Origin of the sequence: Butyricimonas sp. Marseille-P3923, from assembly GCF_900184685.1 — a bacterium.
Lineage (GTDB): Bacteria > Bacteroidota > Bacteroidia > Bacteroidales > Marinifilaceae > Butyricimonas > Butyricimonas muris.
Window position 1 is genome coordinate 1,874,777 of record NZ_FXXL01000007.1, and the last position, 19,801, is coordinate 1,894,577.

General features: G+C 45.8%; 16 protein-coding genes. 4 read left to right on the forward strand and 12 right to left on the reverse strand.

Annotation, left to right across the window (positions count from 1 at the left end; genetic code table 11):
• The first annotated feature begins 20 nt into the window (after window positions 1–20).
• Window positions 21–2,078 (forward strand): helix-hairpin-helix domain-containing protein, encoded by a 2,058-nt coding sequence (locus CS948_RS19190; RefSeq protein ID WP_099293762.1) that lies wholly within the window; start codon window positions 21–23, stop codon window positions 2,076–2,078.
• A 10-nt stretch (window positions 2,079–2,088) separates the two neighbouring features.
• Here the strand turns inward: CS948_RS19190 and hisIE are convergent, their stop codons facing one another.
• The 9 genes from hisIE to CS948_RS19235 form a co-directional block, all read right to left on the reverse strand.
• Window positions 2,089–2,694: a bifunctional phosphoribosyl-AMP cyclohydrolase/phosphoribosyl-ATP diphosphatase HisIE gene (gene hisIE, locus CS948_RS19195; protein ID WP_099294701.1), complete on the reverse strand. Its 606-nt coding sequence runs from the start codon at window positions 2,692–2,694 to the stop codon at window positions 2,089–2,091.
• A gap of 14 nt (window positions 2,695–2,708) precedes the next feature.
• Complete coding sequence (gene hisF, locus CS948_RS19200; protein ID WP_099293764.1) at window positions 2,709–3,464, reverse strand: imidazole glycerol phosphate synthase subunit HisF; 756 nt, start codon at window positions 3,462–3,464, stop codon at window positions 2,709–2,711.
• 106 nt (window positions 3,465–3,570) lie between these two features.
• On the reverse strand, window positions 3,571–4,269 hold the full coding sequence (gene hisA / locus CS948_RS19205; protein WP_255302080.1) for a 1-(5-phosphoribosyl)-5-[(5-phosphoribosylamino)methylideneamino]imidazole-4-carboxamide isomerase: 699 nt from the start codon (window positions 4,267–4,269) through the stop codon (window positions 3,571–3,573).
• Window positions 4,270–4,274: 5 nt separating this feature from the next.
• Window positions 4,275–4,859: an imidazole glycerol phosphate synthase subunit HisH gene (gene hisH, locus CS948_RS19210; RefSeq protein WP_099293770.1), complete on the reverse strand. Its 585-nt coding sequence runs from the start codon at window positions 4,857–4,859 to the stop codon at window positions 4,275–4,277.
• A gap of 105 nt (window positions 4,860–4,964) precedes the next feature.
• Window positions 4,965–6,065, reverse strand: a complete 1,101-nt coding sequence (gene hisB / locus CS948_RS19215; protein WP_099294703.1) for a bifunctional histidinol-phosphatase/imidazoleglycerol-phosphate dehydratase HisB — start codon at window positions 6,063–6,065, stop codon at window positions 4,965–4,967.
• Between the two features lie 8 nt (window positions 6,066–6,073).
• Complete coding sequence (gene hisC, locus CS948_RS19220; protein ID WP_255302081.1) at window positions 6,074–7,105, reverse strand: histidinol-phosphate transaminase; 1,032 nt, start codon at window positions 7,103–7,105, stop codon at window positions 6,074–6,076.
• Between the two features lie 144 nt (window positions 7,106–7,249).
• Window positions 7,250–8,530, reverse strand: a complete 1,281-nt coding sequence (gene hisD / locus CS948_RS19225) for a histidinol dehydrogenase (protein WP_099293772.1) — start codon at window positions 8,528–8,530, stop codon at window positions 7,250–7,252.
• Between the two features lie 82 nt (window positions 8,531–8,612).
• Window positions 8,613–9,470: an ATP phosphoribosyltransferase gene (hisG, locus tag CS948_RS19230; protein WP_099293773.1), complete on the reverse strand. Its 858-nt coding sequence runs from the start codon at window positions 9,468–9,470 to the stop codon at window positions 8,613–8,615.
• A 230-nt stretch (window positions 9,471–9,700) separates the two neighbouring features.
• Window positions 9,701–10,738, reverse strand: a complete 1,038-nt coding sequence (locus CS948_RS19235; protein WP_099293774.1) for a DUF4925 domain-containing protein — start codon at window positions 10,736–10,738, stop codon at window positions 9,701–9,703.
• A gap of 336 nt (window positions 10,739–11,074) precedes the next feature.
• Here CS948_RS19235 and CS948_RS19240 point away from each other — a divergent pair, with 336 nt between their 5' ends.
• Window positions 11,075–12,352 (forward strand): DUF4925 domain-containing protein, encoded by a 1,278-nt coding sequence (locus CS948_RS19240; RefSeq protein WP_099293775.1) that lies wholly within the window; start codon window positions 11,075–11,077, stop codon window positions 12,350–12,352.
• Between the two features lie 59 nt (window positions 12,353–12,411).
• Here the strand turns inward: CS948_RS19240 and CS948_RS19245 are convergent, their stop codons facing one another.
• Window positions 12,412–13,950, reverse strand: coding sequence for a PCMD domain-containing protein (locus tag CS948_RS19245; protein WP_099293776.1), 1,539 nt, complete (start codon window positions 13,948–13,950; stop codon window positions 12,412–12,414).
• Window positions 13,951–14,148: 198 nt separating this feature from the next.
• Between CS948_RS19245 and CS948_RS19250 the strand changes: the two genes are divergently transcribed.
• Complete coding sequence (locus CS948_RS19250; RefSeq protein WP_099293777.1) at window positions 14,149–15,030, forward strand: RluA family pseudouridine synthase; 882 nt, start codon at window positions 14,149–14,151, stop codon at window positions 15,028–15,030.
• Between the two features lie 323 nt (window positions 15,031–15,353).
• On the opposite strand, the gene CS948_RS19255 is transcribed toward CS948_RS19250, so the two are convergent.
• Window positions 15,354–17,363 carry a urocanate hydratase gene (locus CS948_RS19255; RefSeq protein ID WP_099293778.1) on the reverse strand — a complete coding sequence of 670 codons (2,010 nt, stop codon included), beginning with the start codon at window positions 17,361–17,363 and terminating at the stop codon, window positions 15,354–15,356.
• Window positions 17,364–17,597: 234 nt separating this feature from the next.
• On the opposite strand from CS948_RS19255, the gene CS948_RS19260 reads away from it, so the two are divergent.
• The gene (locus CS948_RS19260) at window positions 17,598–18,599 is read left to right on the forward strand and encodes a DUF2027 domain-containing protein (RefSeq protein WP_099293779.1); all 1,002 of its coding nucleotides are present in this window, start codon (window positions 17,598–17,600) and stop codon (window positions 18,597–18,599) included.
• Window positions 18,600–18,738: 139 nt separating this feature from the next.
• Here CS948_RS19260 and trxB read toward each other — a convergent pair whose 3' ends face one another.
• On the reverse strand, window positions 18,739–19,698 hold the full coding sequence (gene trxB, locus CS948_RS19265) for a thioredoxin-disulfide reductase (RefSeq protein WP_099293780.1): 960 nt from the start codon (window positions 19,696–19,698) through the stop codon (window positions 18,739–18,741).
• Between the last annotated feature and the right edge of the window lie 103 nt (window positions 19,699–19,801).

Here is a 19,801-nt window from a genome sequence, read left to right on the forward strand (position 1 = left end):
AATAACCTAAACTTCCAAAGATGTATAGAGCAGTACTTTTCTGTATATTTCTATTCATGCTCCCTGCCATTCTTCACTCGCAGGAAATCACGGATATAGAGAAATTATTGCAAGACAATGACGTGGAAGCTTCCGAATCTTATTATGAAGATATCGTGGCAACCCTTTTGAATCTATCCACAAACCCTATAAATATTAATTCCGCATCTTTCGATAGCCTGAAAATGCTCTTTTTCCTGTCAGATGCACAAATTGACAATTTACTGGAATTTCGGGAAAAGCATGGTGCTTTCATGCACCCGAACGAGATTCTATTGGTTACAGGTTTCGGCACTAGAGATCTAGAAAATATCAAACCCTTTATCCGCATCGGGGATTATACTCCCGGTACAACCCGCCTTCCCCGATTGCACCACGAGATACTGGCTCGCGTCAAAACCACACGCCCGAAACAAGCCGGTTACAAGCGATACAGCCGAGATGTATTCATTTATGAAAAAGATTACCTCACCAAAAAAAGAAACCGTTTCCAAGGTCCGCCCGTAAGCACCTTGTTAAAATACAAAGCTACCGCCGGAAACCGCTGGCAAGGGGGTATCACCCTCGAAAACGACGCGGGAGAGAATTATTTCACGAAAAACCAGAAAACCGGATTCGACTTTCTCTCCGCCCACCTCTGCTACACGCCCGGTAATACCATTCAAAAAATATGCGTCGGAGATTATAAAATACAATGGGGACAAGGATTAATCGCGTGGGGCGGATTCTCTACCGGCAAATCATCCGCTTCACTGAGTAACGAAAAATCAGGAAACGGCATCATGCCCTACTTCTCCACCGACGAGAATCGCTTTCTCCGGGGTGGCGCCATCAGCCTACAACCTTTTCGGGATATGACAACAGAAATATTCATCTCCTACAAAAAGACCGACGGCAACCCGCTCGCCACGGATACCCTCACCCCGGAAGCCTTACGAACAGCCACACTCTATCAAACAGGTTATCACCGCAACGCACTGGAATCAGAGAAGAAACACACGCTGAAAGAATTTACGACCGGACTCTCCGCCCGCTTGAATCACCGCTACTTTCGAGCGGGGATACAAATTCTATATTACAATTTCACCCCCGCTCTCACCATCGGGAAATCCACTTACCAGCAATACAACGACCGGGGACGCCATCGCACCCTCATCAGCATCGACTATAAAACGGGAGCCCGCCACTGCTTTCTATTCGGGGAAATCGCCCGCGGCGACAATGGCTCATGGGCAACCATCAACGGATTGCGTTACACGGGTTTCCGCCCCGCGGCACTAAGCGTCATTTATCGCCGATACGATAAAGACTTCCGCTCCCATTATAACAGCGGATTCGCCGAATACTCGAATACCTCCAACGAAGAAGGCATATACGCGGGACTGGAATGTACACCTTTCCGCAACTTGAAACTTAACGCGTACTACGACCATTTCCGTTTCTTCGCACCCCGTTATCAAGCAACACTCCCCGGTTCCGGAAACGAGGTCACGGGTGAAGTCACCTACTCCCGTCCCCGCTGGGAATGTAACCTGCGTTTCAAACACGAGGGGAAACCGGAAGATTACAAAGCAGAAAAAATCATCTCCGTCATCCGGACAAAACAAGAATACAGACTCCAATTCTCCTGCTCTTTCATAGAGTGCTTGAAACTACAAAGCCGCGCCACCTATGTCCGCTACGCGAAGCAAGAGAAAAAAGAGTCCGGTTTTCTCGTTTATCAAGACATTGCCTATACTTCCCGCGAAGAAAACGTTAAAGCCCAGTTTCGTTTGGCATACTTTGATACAGACAGCTACAATGCCCGCGTATACGCCTATGAACATAACGTACTTTACGGGTATTCTTTCCCGGCATACCAAGAACGGGGCGTACGTTCCTACTTGAATCTGAATTGGAAACCCGTCCGCCGCGTCACGCTATACCTCAAAGCCGGCGTAATCTATTATCCGGACAAAACGATTATCAGCTCCTCTTTGACACAAGTGGACGACAACAAATTATTCGATTTTACTTTCCAAGTTCGAATCAGAATATAACAAACCGGACTCACGCCCCTGTATGTCTTCCCCTCAACACCCGTTCCACATCTTCCAACCCGTACCCCTTGGCAATCAACAACACAATATAGTGATACATCAAATCCGCCGCCTCGTTCAAGAACAATTCTTCGTTGTCATCCTTCGCTTCAATCACCAGTTCAACGGCTTCCTCGCCCACTTTTTGAGCGACCTTGTTAATACCCTTGCCTATCAATCGTGCCGTGTACGATACCTCCGGAGAATCATTTTTACGTTTTCGCAAATATTGTTGCAAATAATGCAGAAAATCACTCTCCCGGTTGACCTCGCCCCAACACGTGTCGCTCCCCGTGTGACAAGTAGGTCCGGCAGGTATCGCTTTCACCAACAACGAGTCATTATCACAATCAGCGAGTATCTCTTTCACGTGCAGAAAATTACCACTTTCCTCCCCCTTCGTCCACAAGCGTTGACGGGAACGACTGAAAAAACACACTTTACCCGAATCCAACGTTTTCGCAACAGACTCCGCGTTCATGTACCCTTGCATCAATACTACCCGGGTTTCAGCATCTTGCACGATTGCCGGAATCAACCCGTTTACATCAAATTTCAATTTTTCCAATGCTATCATCTCTCTTTTCATTTTTAACGTACAACAATTCCTTTCTCTTTCAAATAACACTTCAACTCCGGTATCCCGACCTGTCCGAAATGGAATACCCCTGCCGCCAGCACGGCATCCGCCTGCCCGCGAACAAACGCGTCATAAAAATCCTCCATACACCCCGCTCCCCCGGATGCGATAACCGGAACCCGCACCATTTCACCCAGTCGAGCCACGGCATCGCAGGCAAAACCTTGATGTGTCCCGTCATGGTCCATCGACGTGAACAAAATCTCACCCGCACCCCTCTCCTCTGCCTCCCGTGCCCACGAGAAAAGCTCCCGTTCCGTCGCCAAACGACCGCCATGACTATATACCTGCCAACCATCCGCCCCTTGTTTCGCGTCAATCGCCACCACCACACACTGTCGCCCGAATGCCTCCGATAACCGATTAATTAAACCGGGCTCAGTCAACACACTCGAATTTACAGACACCTTATCCGCACCTTTCCGCAACAACACCTCGACATCTTTTTCCGATGATATTCCTCCCCCCACGGTAAAAGGAATATTCACCGCACGAGCCACTCGTTCCACCCATTCCGCCATCGTCTTCCTCTTGTCACAACTCGCCGTTATATCCAAAAACACCAATTCATCCGCCCCCTCTTTCGAATAACGCTCAGCCAGCTCCACGATGTCCCCCGCATCTCGTAAATTCTCGAAATTCACCCCTTTTACCGTCCTCCCGTCTTTTACATCCAGACAGGGAATTATTCTCTTTGCTAAAAACATACCAATTTAAGATTTAAGATTTAAGATTTATGATTTATGATTCACGATTTATGATTTTTCCCACGAACTAATAATCGTAAATCGTAATTCATAAATCATAAATTAATTAGATTTTCCCTTCATACAACGCTTTCCCCACTATGACCTCTGTCACACCCGCACCTGCCAACGCCTTCACGTTTTCTTTTGAACTCACTCCCCCGGAAGCAATCACCGTCAATTCCGGGAAACGGGTCACCAACTCCCGGTACAAAGGCAATGCCACACCCGCCAACATCCCGTCCCGCTCTATATCCGTGCACATCAAATATTTCAACATGGGACGGTACCATTCTACCAATTCAAATACAGTTGTTTCCGTTCCGCGTTTCCACCCGTTGATATACACCCGCTCCCCGCGGACATCCGCACCTACAATCACCCGCTCCCGCCCGTATCGTTCCAACCACAGGGTAGTTTTCCGTCTATCCTGTTGTGCCATACTCCCCAAGCAAACAAATGAAGCCCCGGCATCAAACACCCGGCAAATATCATCCTCCCCTTTTATCCCACCACTAAAATCCACCCGTAAACGTGTATGCTTACATATTCTTTCCAGCACATCGACATTCACGACACGAGAAGCCGCCGCCCCGTCCAAATCCACGAGATGCAACCTCTCCATTCCCGCCGCTTCAAAACGTCGTGCAGCCTCCAACGGGTCATCATGATAAACCTTACTCCTGTCATAATCTCCCTGCATCAAGCGCACACACCTCCCCCCGATAATATCTATCGCCGGAATAATCGTTATCTCCTTTTCCATATCACTCACCATTTTAAAAAGTTCTCAAGTATTCGTACCCCCGTTTCAGCAGACTTCTCCGGATGAAATTGACATCCCCAGAAATTATCCTTCCGGATAGCGGCACTAAATTCCCGCTGATAATCACACGCCGCAATCGTATTTTCACACACGGGTACATAATAGGAATGCACGAAATAAACCCTCTCGCCCTCGTTCACTCCCGTAAACAACGGACTCCTCAACTCCCGAATCCCGTTCCATCCCATGTGCGGCACCTTGCTCTCGCTCCCGAATTTCCGCACCCGTACAGGAAAAATACCCAACCCGTCCGTGTTCCCCTCGTCCGAAGCCTCACACATCAATTGCATCCCCAAACATATCCCCAGCACCGGTACCCGCAATGATGATATTACCGTATCCAGTCCACCCTCTTTCAATTGCCGCATCGCGGCAGCAGCCTGCCCCACCCCCGGGAATATAACCTTATCCGCCGCCCGTATCACTTCCGCATCGGCACTACACGCTACCTCATATCCCAACCGCCGCACCGCCGTTTCCACCGAGAATAAATTTCCCGCACCGTATTCTATGATAACAACCTTTCCCATTTAAGATTTAAGATTTAAGATTTACGATTTATGATTAAAATATTAGTTCATGAAAAATTGAGAAATTCCTCAATCAAAAATCTTCAATCATAAATCATCAATTAATCAGTCTATTAAACTCTTCGTCGATGGCAACTCTCCCCCGTCCTTCTGTTCCACCGCCACACGCAAGCAACGCCCGAAAGCCTTAAAAATAGCCTCTATCGTGTGATGTGTATTCTCTCCCTTCGCCGTCACATGCAGGTTACACTTTGCCGTCTGGCAAAAGGAAGCGAAAAAGTGTTTGGTCATCTCTGTCGGGAAATCCCCCACGTACTCCCGGGTAAACGTCGCATTCCATTCCAACCACCCCCGTCCCCCGAAATCAAGCAACACCTCCGCTTTCGCCTCATCCATGGGTAAAGCAAAACCGTACCGCCCAATCCCCTTCTTACTCCCCAACGCCTCGGCAAAACAACTCCCTAGCACGATAGCCGTATCCTCTATCGTGTGATGTTCATCGACCTGCAAGTCCCCCTTCACGGCAACAACCAAATCAATTTCCCCGTGGCGTGCAATCTGTTCCAACATATGGTCGAAAAAAGCCAATCCCGTCCGTACGTCCCCTTCTCCCGAACCATTCAGGTCAAGCGCAACCTTCACGTCCGTTTCTGCGGTCTTTCTTTCTTTTACTGCCCGGCGGCTGCCTTTTTTCAAAAAACGAACAATCCTTCCCCAAGAACCAGTACACAAAGCCACGGGTAACCCCTCCGGGACCTCCTCGCCCAAATAAATTCCCCGTATCCCCATGTTTTTCGCCAACTGCATATCCGTCACCCTATCCCCTATCACGTAAGAATACTCTCGCTCCAACCCATCACCCAAATACTTCTCCACCATACCAATTCCCGGTTTTCGACAAGGGGAGCCCTCTTCCGGCATACTCTCGTCAATAAGAATCTCGTCAAACACCACGCCTTCACCCGCCAACGTCCGTAACATAAACTCATGGGGTGGCAAAAAAGCCTCCATCGGGAAACGCTCCGTCCCCAAGCCATCTTGGTTACTTACCATAACCAACCGATAATCCGTATCCCTCGCCAACTCCCGCAAAGCCCCGATAACTCCCGGCACGAATTCCAATTTCGACATATTATCCACTTGAAAATCACCGGGCGGTTCCTTGATAATCGTTCCATCCCTATCTATAAACAAAATCTTCTTCATACATCTTGTCATCTAAAATCCTTTAATACCCGAATCAATAAATCATTCTCCTCCCTCGTCCCAATCGTGACGCGTAAGCCCCCCTCCAACCGGGGCGGAATATGCCGCACCCGGACAACCAGCCCGTGAGCCAACAAATAATCATACACTTCCCGATAACGAGGCGTACACGCGAGTAAGAAATTCGCCTCCGAATCATACACCCGCTCAAAACACGCCATACCCCGCAATGCCACAAACACCCGCTCCCTCTCCCGTTTGATTTCCTCGACTCTCTCCCGGAACAAATCCACGTTCTTCAACGCCTCCAACGCCATTCGTTGCGTCACCGAACCGATATTATAAGGCGGCTTTACCTTATTCAGATACTTCACCAATCCCGGTTCCGCCATACATATCCCTACACGCAATCCCGCCAGTCCCCACGCTTTCGACAACGTCTGCAACACCACGACATTCGGGCACTCTCCCCGTAAACTTGTTGCCGACGGCACATCCGCGAAGTCGATATACGCCTCATCGACCACTACCAACCCGTCAAACCGCAACGCAACTCGCCGAATCTCATCCAAGGGAATGACATTCCCCACCGGATTATTCGGGGTACAAAAGAAAATAATCTTTGTCCGTTCATCCACCCGCTCAAAGATACGCTCCCATTCCGGCATAAAATCATCGTCCAGCACCAAGTTCCGCACCTCCGTGCCATTCACCCGGGCGCTCACCTCGTACATCGAATACCCCGGAGAAAACACGATTATATTATCCCGTCCCGGTACACAAACCGTCCGTATCAACATATCAATCAACTCGTCACTCCCGTTCCCCAACACCAACCGTGACACATCCCCCCCCTTCAACCGGGCAATCTGCTGTTTCAGTTCCCGCTGATACGGGTCCGGATAACGGTTATATTCCGACGCGAACGGATTCTCATTCGCGTCCAACAACACCGCCCCCGCTCCCTCGAACTCCCCGCGGGCACAAGAGTACGCCTCCAGTTCCCGTATATTCTCTCTTACCAAATTCTCAAACTCCATTTTCATGTTTGTTTATAAAGTTTATAATGTTCGTAAAGTTTATAAAGTATTCCGGCAGCCTCGCTGCCGAGAACAAAGTCCCCATACAGCCCATAAACCTCATAAATCTTATGAACTTTATGAACCTTATGAACTTTATAAACCTTACAAACTTTCAACTCGAACCCTTACCGCATTCCCGTGCGCCGTCAAATTCTCGTTATCAGCCATCATCTCTATCGTCTTCCCCAGATAAGCCAATCCCTCCGGGCGAATCTCTTGAAAACTAATCTTCTTCATAAAAGAATCTACCCCGACACCGCTATACGCCCGTGCATACCCGTTCGTCGGCAACGTGTGATTCGTCCCCGAAGCATAATCCCCCGCACTCTCCGTCGAATAATTTCCCAAGAAAACAGAACCAGCATTCCGTATCCGCGGCACCCACGCCATGTAATCCTCCACACACAACATCAAGTGTTCCGGGGCATAAAGATTCGCCATCTCCACGCACTCCTCCCGACTGTTCAACACCACGTACTTCGAACATTTCAACGCCATCTCCGCTATCGCCTTACGGGGCAATCTATCCAATTGCTCCCGCAACTCTCTTTCCACCTCTTCCACCAACCTCTCCACGCAAGTAACAAGCACCACCTGACTATCCGGGCCGTGTTCCGCCTGCGATAACAAATCCGCCGCCACAAAACGGGGACAGGCAGTTTCATCCGCCACAATCATTAATTCCGACGGACCAGCCGGCATATCAATCGCCACCCCGTAACGCCCGACCATTTGTTTAGCCGCCGTCACGAAACGATTGCCCGGTCCGAAAATCTTATCTACCCGAGGTATCGTCCCCGTCCCCAACGTCAAAGCGGCAATCGCCTGAATCCCCCCAACTTTATATACCCGACTCACGCCACAAAGCCTTGCCGTCCACAAAATCACCGGATTCACCCGTCCATCCTCTCCCGGCGGCGTACAAATCACAACCTCCCGACACCCGGCAATACGCGCAGGTATAGCCAACATCAACACGGTCGAGAACAACGGCGCACTTCCTCCCGGCACATACAACCCCACACGCTCTATCGCTCTCGCCTCCTGCCAACAACGAAAACCGTTCGCATTCACGTATTCATTAATACCCGGCAATTGCACCTCGTGAAACCGTTCTATATTCGCCTGCGCCACACCGATAGCCTCTTTCAAATCCACGGCTACCTCCCGGTCAGCAGCTTCAAACTCTTCGTTCGTTACCTCAAAATCAGCCATCTTCACCCTATCGAAATACCACGTGTACTTCTTCAACGCCTCATCCCCATCACGAGCCACCTCATCAAACACCGCCCGACACACCTTTTCCAAATCCTCTCCCTTATTTACCGGACGTTCCAAAACCTTCGCCCAATCTTCTCTTTTCGGATATAATATCTTATTCATAACCTCATTACATTAATTTTACTACAAAAAAACGTCAGCTTGTGCGGCTGGAATCTAAAATCTAAAATCATCAAATCTAAAATCACTCTATCATTTTTTCAATCGGCACCACCAGTATCCCCTCCGCTCCCGCGGCACGCAAGGCTCCTATCGACTCCCAAAACCGATTCTCGTTCACCACCGAATGAAGCGAGTACCACCCCTTCATCCTCAACGGCATCACGGTCGGACTTTTCACCCCCGGTAACACCCTGCAAATCTCTTCCAACTTATCCTCCGGAGCGTTCAACAAAATATACTTGTTACATTTCGCCGCCAACACCGCTTTAATCCGAAACATCAATTGCTCCAACAACGTCCGTTTCTCCTCGTCCAAATTCGGGTTCGCCACCAAAACAGCAGTAGACTTGAATAACGTGTAAACCTCCGTCAACCCGTTTTTGAAAAGCGTACTCCCCGAACTCACGATATCACAAATCGCATCCGCCAACCCAATCCCCGGCGCAATCTCCACCGACCCTGTAATCACGTGAGTCTCTGCCTGTATGTTATTCTGCTGTAAAAAATCATTCAATGTATTCGGGTACGACGTCGCAATCTTCTTCCCCTGCAACCACTCCAATCCCGTGAACTCCTCCGACTTCGGAATCGCTATCGACACCCGACACCCGGAAAAGCCCAAATCCAACAACTTCAATACATTCGCCCGTTTCTCTATTATCGTGTTCTCCCCGATAATCGCCACGTCAACCACCCCATCCTCCACGTAATGAGGGATATCCGAATTTCGTAAATAAAGCACCTCCAACGGGAAATTAGAGGCCTGTGCCATCAACTGCTCTTTTCCGTTATTAATGGAAATACCACACTCTTTCAACAATTCGAGGGAATCCTCGTTCAAACGTCCTGACTTCTGAATCGCGACTTTCAATTTTACCATCTTCATTTGATTTTATCGTCGCTCTGAATCCGGAAAGGCTATGTATGATATCGAAAAAAACAAAACGAGCCCGCCTGATTCAGGCGAGCTCGTTTATACTTTCTTTATCTCTAATTACAGCACAACAGCATCATCTCACCTGAAAACAGTGATGGCAATGATGATGCATATGATGTAACGTACTATTCATATTTTTGTCTTTTTCGTGCTGCAAATATAAGAACTAAAAATTATTCCGCAAATTTCTGCATGAATTTTTCAACTGACTGAGGCAATACCATTACTGCTGGTGCAGGAACTTCTTCTACATAAGGAACTAGATGCAAACCGATTTCGGTTTCATTGCTATTCTCAATAAGATCTACTATCATTGTCACCATTGAAGTCGCAAGTTCTTTGTATTCTCCTAACTGTTCCCCAAAACTTTCCAATAAAGAAGGTAGCATTTTCACGACAGGTAGCATCATTTCTTTATTTACATATATATCAACACCATCATCTGTCTTTCTCATCAACAAAGGTAATCCCTCATTTGCAGCAGCAGCCAATTGAAGCAAAGGATTCACCGATTCTGCACGCCCAACATTAGATTGCTTAGGAGAAGTTGCATCAGCAATAATTCCATTAATATTTAAAGCAATGTACAATTTATTATCAACAACATTATATAATGCCATTCCTTCAGGCGAATCTCCATAGATAGGAGTTCCACTAGTTAACAATTCATCTATATTTGTCACATATCGAGCAATAATATTACCATCATCCTTTAACGTCAACTGCGGCAACATCACCGGAAGTAACTGTCCTATATTACCAATAAATTCTTTAAAATCGTCTATCGGCATCGGACTTCCTAAAAAATCAACGGACTCTTGATCCGTATCCAAATTAAAAACTAAAGAAGTAACACTCCATTTAGCCGTCATTGAAGATTTCATCTTCGCTATCAAATTCAAACTCAACTTATCTCCGCTAATAGTTCCATCAAGAGTTACTTCCCGATTTGTATTAGTATTATTACCCATAATCTTATCCCCTGCACGAGTGACTGCAAACACTGTTTCAGCCTCTCCCGGCAATGCTTTTTTCACTGTCAAAACTGCACCATCCAAAACAGCCTCTTTACCCGAAAGAACAAAATCACCAAGAGAAAGAGATAAATTTTCTCCGTTGTAAGTTACTGCTTTCTTATCATCATCGTCATCACTACAAGCAGTAAATAATGCCATCCCTAAAATCAACAACCATAAAAACCGATTTTTCATACTTCATTAAATATTAATTAGACATCTTTTTATAACCAAACGTGCTATCAACAAACCTTCGTTTATTACGCCACGTAGCTATTTACCCAGCAAAAAACGTGCAATTTTAATCAGAAGTTACAAGTGATTTGCAATTTTAACACTTCAAGATTCACAGATGTTTAATTATCACCTCTTTAAAAATTTAAAAATTCAACAAATTATAGCCATATAGTGCCATACTTCTTTTTGATTTTACTTGAAAAATATTTATTCATACGCTATTAATAAACGAAGGTTTATTGATATTACACAAATTTGATTATAAAAAGATGTCTAATTAATATTTAATGAAGTATGAAAAACAAATTTCTTTTATTACTATTTCTAGGAATAACATTCTTATATTCCTGTAGCGACGATGACGACAAACCGCTAATTCCACCCGCAGATATAAATACAATCTTTGGTAGCGGAGAATCCGTTTTAAAAATGACCTATAGTGGAGTTGAATTACAAGGGAAACAAGTGACCTTTAACACTCAAGATAATAAAACAGCTACACTAACTCTAAAAGATATCATTCCGGGCAAAACGGAAATGACAATCAGTAACATTCAACTCATCGAGGGAAACGAAATGTACACGTTCGAAGGTTCTACTTCTATAAGTAGAAGTATCGAATCACAAGGCAATATTTCCTATAGTGGGTCAGTAAAGAAAGGGGAATTAACCCTTAATCTAAATGTTTCCTTTACAGACCCTGCCAATTTAGTCAAAACATACACCTTAACCGATTACGTGAAAGACAAACTCACGTACCAATGGAATGGCAAATCAAACACTATAGCCAGTTGCGTGGCGGGAGCCCTACACGTGGATTGGGTTGCCCAAGACGAAAATAACGAATATGGAATTGCTTACGGGAAATCGTACCGCGCAATAGGAAGTATTATTTTACCCCAGATATTACAATCTATAACATTCAATGCGGACGGTAATATTCTAGCAAGTTACTACACCGGAGCAAATGAAATAACATTCAAACCACTTTGGTTTGCAATAGTTCCTACCGCAGAACAAGTGAAGGCTCTTATACCATCTAACGATTGGACTAATTCTCCCCTGAATCTCGCATTTTGGTTCATGAAAGATGAGAAAGTCTATGTAAAACTTAATATTGCCAATATTATCACGCAAGCAATGGCTGATAACCAAACTTCAACATTATCAGAAAGTAGCTTTGACCTTTCCAGTATCATCAATACTATACTTCAAGCTGATGCTGCAACTATCAAAACCATCATAAAGCAGTTTGCTAATATCGACATCAGTTCTATTAGTGATGAATCCATCAACACTTTACTCAAGTGGGTTAATACCGGATTCCCTCTAAACATAAAACAAGAAGAAAATCACACCTGCCTCTATCTTGACAAAGAGGCTCTGGAACCTTTGCTAAAACCAAGCGACCCCAGTGATCCCACGTCAGCTGATATAATAAAAATATGGGATATACTAACAACAGCCGGAATTATGCCAAGCCAATATGCACAAGCGAAACTATTAATTCAATACCTACCTCAATACTGGTCTATTACCGAAAGTATTGGAATTGGTTTAGATTTAAAATAATAGAATAAAATAAAACTCCCGGCACCTATCAGATACCGGGAGTTTTTTATAATATTATTTTATTCTCCAAGAACCTCTAAATTCTTCACCCACAACGTACTTCCCGGAGCCCCGCGATAAGCATCACCTTCGCTACTTGAAGTACAAACAATGGCTAATTTATATTTTTTATTCGGATCATACGTACCTTTACCAGTTTCTTCAAACTTCAGTTCCTTACTGGTAAAATTCGCCTCTCCCTCGCTTGTCAAAGAAGCCACCATAATTATCTTACTATCCGGGTCTTTAATCGTATTACCGTCTAAATAATCATCATACGAATCAACCTCGAACAAATAAGCGGCTATCGAACATTTATCCACTATATCCGGAAACTCCGTGACTGTAACTTTTGTACTTAAACCACTTCCCGTAGAAGTCGTTTCATAGAATTTTTCACCTGCCGTGTATTTATACGTCACTTTCAACGTCGTCGGCTTCATCCGGTAAGGCACACCGAAATGCGTACTCTTTAACGTGTTCGTGGCGTTCAAAACAAAAGAACCGGTAAACAACGTTCCCGCTGTTGATTTAGGAATAACAACTCCAAACAAACTTGAACCTTCCGTGTCTTTCGTGTCAATCTTGGCAGCCCCTTCATCCTCGTCATATACCACGAAGAAAGAATCGATCTTTTTCATATTCATAAGGTATACTCCCGCTTGATTCGACGTCGCCATAAACAACGGTTCTTGGAAAGTATATTTCCCCGAAGTCACGTCCACCCATTGCGTCATATCAAAACCGAAATAATACTCTCCAGTGAAAGCAACTGTTACCTTCATCCCTAGGGCATCAATATCCAGATTCATCGTCATCGTGGAACCATTGATAGCTCCCTTCACGTCCAATGTCACTTCTCCCACGATATCCAAATCGATTTTGCATCCTTCCGCGCTGAATCCGTACACGTCACCCCTCTTCACGAGCGTCACTCCGTCCAGCTTAATATCACCCAACTGCAGATCCTCCCCAAGCCCGAAATTATCAATATTCAAACAGAAAACATTCGGTTCTTCCGTCTCGGTCTTCGTGATATACACTTGTTGCTCTATCGTCACCGGTGCCGGCAAGTTCCCGGCAGTAATCTTCATCTCGCCCTTATACCTAGCCCCGATAAATTGTTCCGGCTCAACGGACTCTCCCGCTATCTCCTTTATCGACACGATTGCCGTCAATACATCGTTATCCACGGTTCCATCCACGGACACCTCGTAACCGCTCACGTTATCGGCATGCTTACCACTTAATGTTGCAACGTACGAACTCCGGCTAGCCGTGTTAAATTGGGCATTAGGAATAATAAATTCTTCGACACCGGGTACAATATTCGTCAATTTCAAAGAAACCGTGTTGTCCGCCTCCTTTAGAACATGGATTTTTGCATTTGCATCCGCATCTTTCCCGTCCACCTTCACGCTCAACTTATCCGATGCATACTCCCCGATAACATCTTCAAGGACTGGCGGAATATCCGGCTTTTTCTTATCATCACTACATGACATCAAGAAACCCAGTACACTCACGAATGTGCATAAAAACAAAAATTTTCTTCTCATAACTGATCATTTGTTTGTTAATAACTTATGGAACAAATTCCTAGGTTTTCTTTTACAACAAAGACCAAGCCCGCGTTACAAATTATCGCCTCTATCTCCGCAACAGAATAAGAATTAACATGTCTATTCCCGCAAATATAAAAATTAACACTTTATTTCACTACCTTTGTTTCGGATTAACGGCTAAAAAATAAACATATGAAATCCCATTACCCGGCCCCGCGAAGCAGAAGCTTCGAAGTCAAAGAGGAGAATACTCTCATGCCTTTCTTGTTACAAGCTCTGCACGACCAAAGTAGAACTACCGTGAAATCACTACTCGCTCACAGACTTGTACAAGTGAACAACCGCCCGACCACACAATTTGACACACGTCTGAATCCGGGCGATACGGTCACCGTCGGCATGAACAAAACGGCAGCCCCTTTCCACCACCCGATGTTGACCATCCTGCATGAAGATGATGATTTAATCGTCGCTGAAAAAGCGAGCGGCCTGCTCTCCATGGGAACGGAACGGGACAAGACGAAAACAGCGTATCATATATTGAACGATTATGTGAAAAACAAAAATCCCCGAAACCACATTTTCATCCTTCACCGTCTGGATAAAGAAACATCCGGAATCATGATGTTCGCAAAGAACGCGAAAGTACAGGAAAAGCTACAAAAAGACTGGAATAACATGATTCTGGAACGAAAATACGTGGCTATCATCGAGGGCTGCCCGCGACAAGAGCACGGGCAAATAAAATCATACATATCAGAAAACCGAGCCTTTGTCGTTCACTCCTCCAAAGACGGCAAACTGGCAATCACGAACTACACCGTATTAAAATCCGACAGGCAATTCTCGCTCGTCGAATTGGATCTAGAAACCGGTCGCAAGAACCAAATCAGAGTACACATGCAGGAGATAGGACATCCGGTCACCGGGGATAAAAAATACGGTGCCATGAAGAATCCTTTGCGCCGCTTGGCATTGCACGCCTTCAAGCTCCATTTCATTCACCCCGTCACCGGAAAAGAAATGAATTTTGAAACTCCCGTACCCGCCAAGTTCACCGCCTTATTCAAATAAAAGAGCGACACGAGAATTAACAACCCTATTTCAAGGGACGACCTACCTTTTCGGACGGATTTAGAGTGGCTTTTGGGCGGATTGTAGGCGGCATCGCCTACTATTCGCCCACGCACTACCCACACTTCGCCCACGTTTTAACAGATTGTAAACAGGCACGCTACTCGCATGCCATTCGCACACCCAAGCAACAAAAAAGCAACCAGAAACCTATTCCCGGCAAATCGGGTATAAAAGGGGTTATTCTGCATGTACTTATCCCTTGAAAACAAAACGGGGAATGCCCGTGAAAAGCATTCCCCGTCGATATCAAAATATTATGACTAAAACAACGATTCTATTAACTGGTCATCAGCGTAGTTCGGCAACGTCACTTTCAGATTCGGATTTGCCTCCATCGCACGTTTGATAGCGAACACGGCACCCTCGTTACGCGCCCAGCTACGACGAGAAATTCCGTTATTCACGTCCCAGAACAACATGCTCTTCAGACGTCTGTCGCTATCGGCAGAACCATCCAACAACATCCCGAAACCGCCGTTAATCACTTCTCCCCAACCTACACCGCCACCATTGTGAATGGATACCCAAGTCGCACCGCGGAAAGAATCCCCGATCACGTTCTGGATTGCCATATCGGCAGTGAAACGAGAACCGTCGTATATATTGGACGTTTCGCGATAAGGAGAATCCGTACCGGACACGTCATGATGGTCTCGTCCCAAAATCACGGGAGCGGATATCTCACCGGCAGCAATAGCCTTGTTGAAAGCCTCGGCAATTTTGATACGTCCCTCCGCATCCGCGTACAGGATACGGGCTTGAGAGCCGACCACCAAATGATTTTCCATCGCCGCCTTGATCCAACGGATATTATCCGCCATCTGTTGTTGTATCTCTTTCGGGGAATGAGTCATGATCTCTTCCAACACACGAGCCGCGATCTCGTCGGTCTTAGCCAAATCCTTCGGGTCGCCACTGGAACATACCCAACGGAACGGGCCGAACCCGTAATCGAAACACATTGGTCCCATGATGTCCTGCACGTAAGACGGGTATTTGAAATCACCGTTCGGTTTCAAAATATCCGCACCCGCGCGGGAAGACTCCAACAAGAACGCGTTCCCGTAATCAAAGAAATAAGTATTGAAACGAGCCACGCATTTATTGATAGCCGCCACGTGACGACGCAAAGATTCCTGTACCTTCTGTTTAAACAGTTCGGGTTCTTCCGCCATCATACGATTGGCATCCTCGAAACTAACGCCCGCGGGATAATACCCACCCGCCCAAGGATTGTGCAAAGAAGTCTGGTCGGAACCTAACTCGACAGGAATATCTCCTTCCGCGAAATGTTCCCAAACATCCACGATATTACCTTGGAAAGCGATAGAAACAACTTCTTTCTTCTCGCGAGCAACTTTCACGCGCTCCACCAACTTATCCAAATCATCAAATACCTCATCCACCCAACCTTGAGAATGGCGAGTATGTGTCGCTTTCGGGTTAATTTCGGCAGTGATACTGATGCAACCGGCTATATTTCCGGCTTTCGGCTGTGCCCCGGACATACCGCCCAACCCGGCAGTGATAAACAATTTCCCGGCAAGTCCCTCGCCATGCTTGGAAATCTTGCGACCTGCATTCAAAACCGTGATCGTCGTACCGTGCACGATACCCTGCGGTCCGATATACATGAATGAACCGGCAGTCATCTGCCCGTATTGAGAAACTCCCAGAGCGTTGAAACGTTCCCAATCATCCGGTTTGGAATAGTTCGGAATAACCATACCGTTGGTCACAACCACACGGGGAGCATCCTTGTGAGAGGGATACAATCCCATCGGATGACCGGAATACAACACCAGCGTCTGCTCGTCCGTCATTTCCGACAGATACTTCATCGCCAGACGATACTGCGCCCAGTTTTGGAACACGGCACCATTCCCCCCGTAAGTAATCAACTCGTGAGGATGTTGCGCCACGGCATAATCCAAATTATTGCTCATCATCAACATAATCCCCGCGGCTTGCAAACTCTTGTGCGGATAATCATTGATATTACGAGCGAACATTTTGTAGTCGGGACGGAAACGGTACATGTAAATACGCCCGTATTTTTCCAACTCCTCGGCAAATTCCGGGGCTAACACGGCGTGATGTTTCGGGTCAAAATACCGCAAGGCATTACGAATCGCTAATTTTTTCTCTTCTTTCGTGAGAATATCTTTCCGCTTGGGAGCATGGTTGATCTCCGGCTCGTACGTTTTGGGAGCCGGTAACTCCGCCGGGATACCTTCCCGGATTGATTGTTGAAACTCTTGTAATGTCATTATAATTATATTTTACTATCTATTATTTCAATAACCACACGGCATACAAACTAGTACCGCTATCATCCGATTTTCAGCGTATAGCCTACTTATCAGTTCGCTAAATTAATACATTCCAATGGTTTTTTCCATTAATTGAGGCATTTTTTTGCTATACGCTTTCAAATCATTCACTACAACATCTCGTAATAAAGAGATAAAACACTACTTTTGTAGGACAAAAAAGCACATATCATGAATGTAAGAATAGGAGATATCGTTCGGTTTATATCCGAAAAATTAGAAGGAAAAGTAACGGGCATCATAGATAATAACACGGTAAACGTGTTCTGTGACGAATATGGTTTCGAGATACCCGCCTCGACCAATGACCTTGTCGTGATACACACGGATTCTGCCCCGGTAAACAAAATCAACGAATCACCCGCGGTAAAACAAAAAAACGTGGTGATGCAATCAGCCGATACAGTCTACCTTGCATTCGTACCCGAGAACTTCAATGATCTCACGGGTAGCCGTTTCGACATTTATCTCGTGAACGATACCACGCAGACAAGCTTGTATTCCATTTCGTTCCATGACGGGGAAAAATACACCGGTATCACGGCAGGCAACAGCAATCCGGACACCACTTACCTGATTGGTAATTATTCATTGAAAGAACTGGACAACATCAAAGGAATTCATGTACAAGCCGTCTTTTATCAAAAGGGTGTTCACCAGTTGAGAAACGCCATAGACTCGCAAATCAAGATCGTGCCCGCCAACCTCTGCAAAACGGGGGCATACAAGCATACCCGCTGGTTCAACACGATCACCTTGCTACGCCCGCTTGACAAAGAAAGCATTGTTAAAGAAGAAGGTCTGGAAGTTATCCCGGAGCAATTCTTGGAGAAAGCCGCTCCAAAACCGGAAGACAAACAACACGAACGTCCCCATAAACAAATGGTCGGCAACATACTTGAAGTAGACCTCCACATTAGCCAGTTACTGGAAACCACTGCCGGAATGGATAATAAAGATATGTTGGAGTACCAAATGGACGTTTTTCACAAGACACTGGAAGAATATAAACTGCGGCGGGGTATGAAAATCGTGTTCATACACGGAAAAGGCGACGGCGTGTTAAGACAACGCATTCTCTGGGAACTGCAAACCAAATACAAACGGTTCAACCATCAGGATGCCTCTTTCAAACAATACGGTTACGGGGCTACAATGGTCACGATCAAGTAAATTGTATATTAAAGGAATATCAAAACAATCCCGTATTTCATCAGAAATCAATTGGGGATTAAAAAAAAGCTGTTCGAATATTATTTCAAACAGCTTTTCTATTTTATTACAAGACGATTCTATTCAATGGTTAGAATATTCACGCGTTCAATTCGCCCAAATAACGTTCCACGTCAATAGCGGCACGGCAACCGGTTCCGGCAGCAGCGATACCTTGACGATACGTCGGGTCCATCACGTCACCGGCAGCAAATACCCCGGGAACATTTGTCTTGCAAGACTTACCCTCGGTGATGATATACCCTTGTTCATCCAACTCGATGAATTTCTTGAATACATCCGTGTTCGGGGTATGACCGATAGCCAAAAAGAATCCGTCGATTTTGATTTCTTTGGTTGCCTCTTCCGGGGTACCTTTTTTGTACACAAGACGAGCTCCCTCTACACCCATATCAGAACCGAGTAACTCCAACGTGTTGTGCTCGAACAATACTTCGATGTTCTTAGTGTTAAACACACGTGCCTGCATAGCTTTTGAAGCTCTCAAGTAATTCTTACGAACGATCAAATATACCTTACGACACAATCCGGCCAAATAAGTAGCCTCCTCGCAAGCAGTGTCACCACCACCTACCACTGCAACATCTTTCCCGCGATAGAAAAACCCGTCACAAGTAGCACAAGCGCTCACCCCGGCTCCCCGGAACGCTTCTTCCGACGGCAATCCCAAATATTTAGCCGTAGCACCCGTGGCGATAATCACGGCATCAGCCTCGATTACTTTTTCCCCGTCAACCGTCACTTTATGAGGATGCCCGGAAAAATCCACATCACTCACGATACCGAAACGGATATCCGTACCGAAACGCTCGGCTTGTTTTCTCATATCCTCCATCATCACCGGTCCGGTAACACCTTCCGGGTACCCCGGGAAGTTTTCTACTTCGGTTGTGGTCGTCAACTGCCCACCCATTTGTATTCCCGTGTAAAGCACCGGGTTCAAATTAGCTCTTGAAGCATATATCGCGGCAGTGTATCCGGCAGGTCCTGAACCTATGATCAAACACTTAACTCTTTCTATTGCATTTTCTGTAGACATAAATTATTCCTTTTATTAATTTACAATGTATCTATTCCACGTAACGATTCGCAAAGTTACCAAAAAAAATTGTACCTCCAATCTTTTCCACCCCACTCTTTTT

Coding starts and splice junctions, on each gene's coding strand:
- CS948_RS19190 (WP_099293762.1), top strand. CDS start 21: ATGTATAGAGCAGTACTTTTCTGTATATTTCTATTCATGCTCCCTGCC.
- hisIE (WP_099294701.1), bottom strand. CDS start 2,694: ATGATAGCATTGGAAAAATTGAAATTTGATGTAAACGGGTTGATTCCG.
- hisF (WP_099293764.1), bottom strand. CDS start 3,464: ATGTTTTTAGCAAAGAGAATAATTCCCTGTCTGGATGTAAAAGACGGG.
- hisA (WP_255302080.1), bottom strand. CDS start 4,269: ATGGAAAAGGAGATAACGATTATTCCGGCGATAGATATTATCGGGGGG.
- hisH (WP_099293770.1), bottom strand. CDS start 4,859: ATGGGAAAGGTTGTTATCATAGAATACGGTGCGGGAAATTTATTCTCG.
- hisB (WP_099294703.1), bottom strand. CDS start 6,065: ATGAAGAAGATTTTGTTTATAGATAGGGATGGAACGATTATCAAGGAA.
- hisC (WP_255302081.1), bottom strand. CDS start 7,105: ATGGAGTTTGAGAATTTGGTAAGAGAGAATATACGGGAACTGGAGGCG.
- hisD (WP_099293772.1), bottom strand. CDS start 8,530: ATGAATAAGATATTATATCCGAAAAGAGAAGATTGGGCGAAGGTTTTG.
- hisG (WP_099293773.1), bottom strand. CDS start 9,470: ATGGTAAAATTGAAAGTCGCGATTCAGAAGTCAGGACGTTTGAACGAG.
- CS948_RS19235 (WP_099293774.1), bottom strand. CDS start 10,738: ATGAAAAATCGGTTTTTATGGTTGTTGATTTTAGGGATGGCATTATTT.
- CS948_RS19240 (WP_099293775.1), top strand. CDS start 11,075: ATGAAAAACAAATTTCTTTTATTACTATTTCTAGGAATAACATTCTTA.
- CS948_RS19245 (WP_099293776.1), bottom strand. CDS start 13,950: ATGAGAAGAAAATTTTTGTTTTTATGCACATTCGTGAGTGTACTGGGT.
- CS948_RS19250 (WP_099293777.1), top strand. CDS start 14,149: ATGAAATCCCATTACCCGGCCCCGCGAAGCAGAAGCTTCGAAGTCAAA.
- CS948_RS19255 (WP_099293778.1), bottom strand. CDS start 17,363: ATGACATTACAAGAGTTTCAACAATCAATCCGGGAAGGTATCCCGGCG.
- CS948_RS19260 (WP_099293779.1), top strand. CDS start 17,598: ATGAATGTAAGAATAGGAGATATCGTTCGGTTTATATCCGAAAAATTA.
- trxB (WP_099293780.1), bottom strand. CDS start 19,698: ATGTCTACAGAAAATGCAATAGAAAGAGTTAAGTGTTTGATCATAGGT.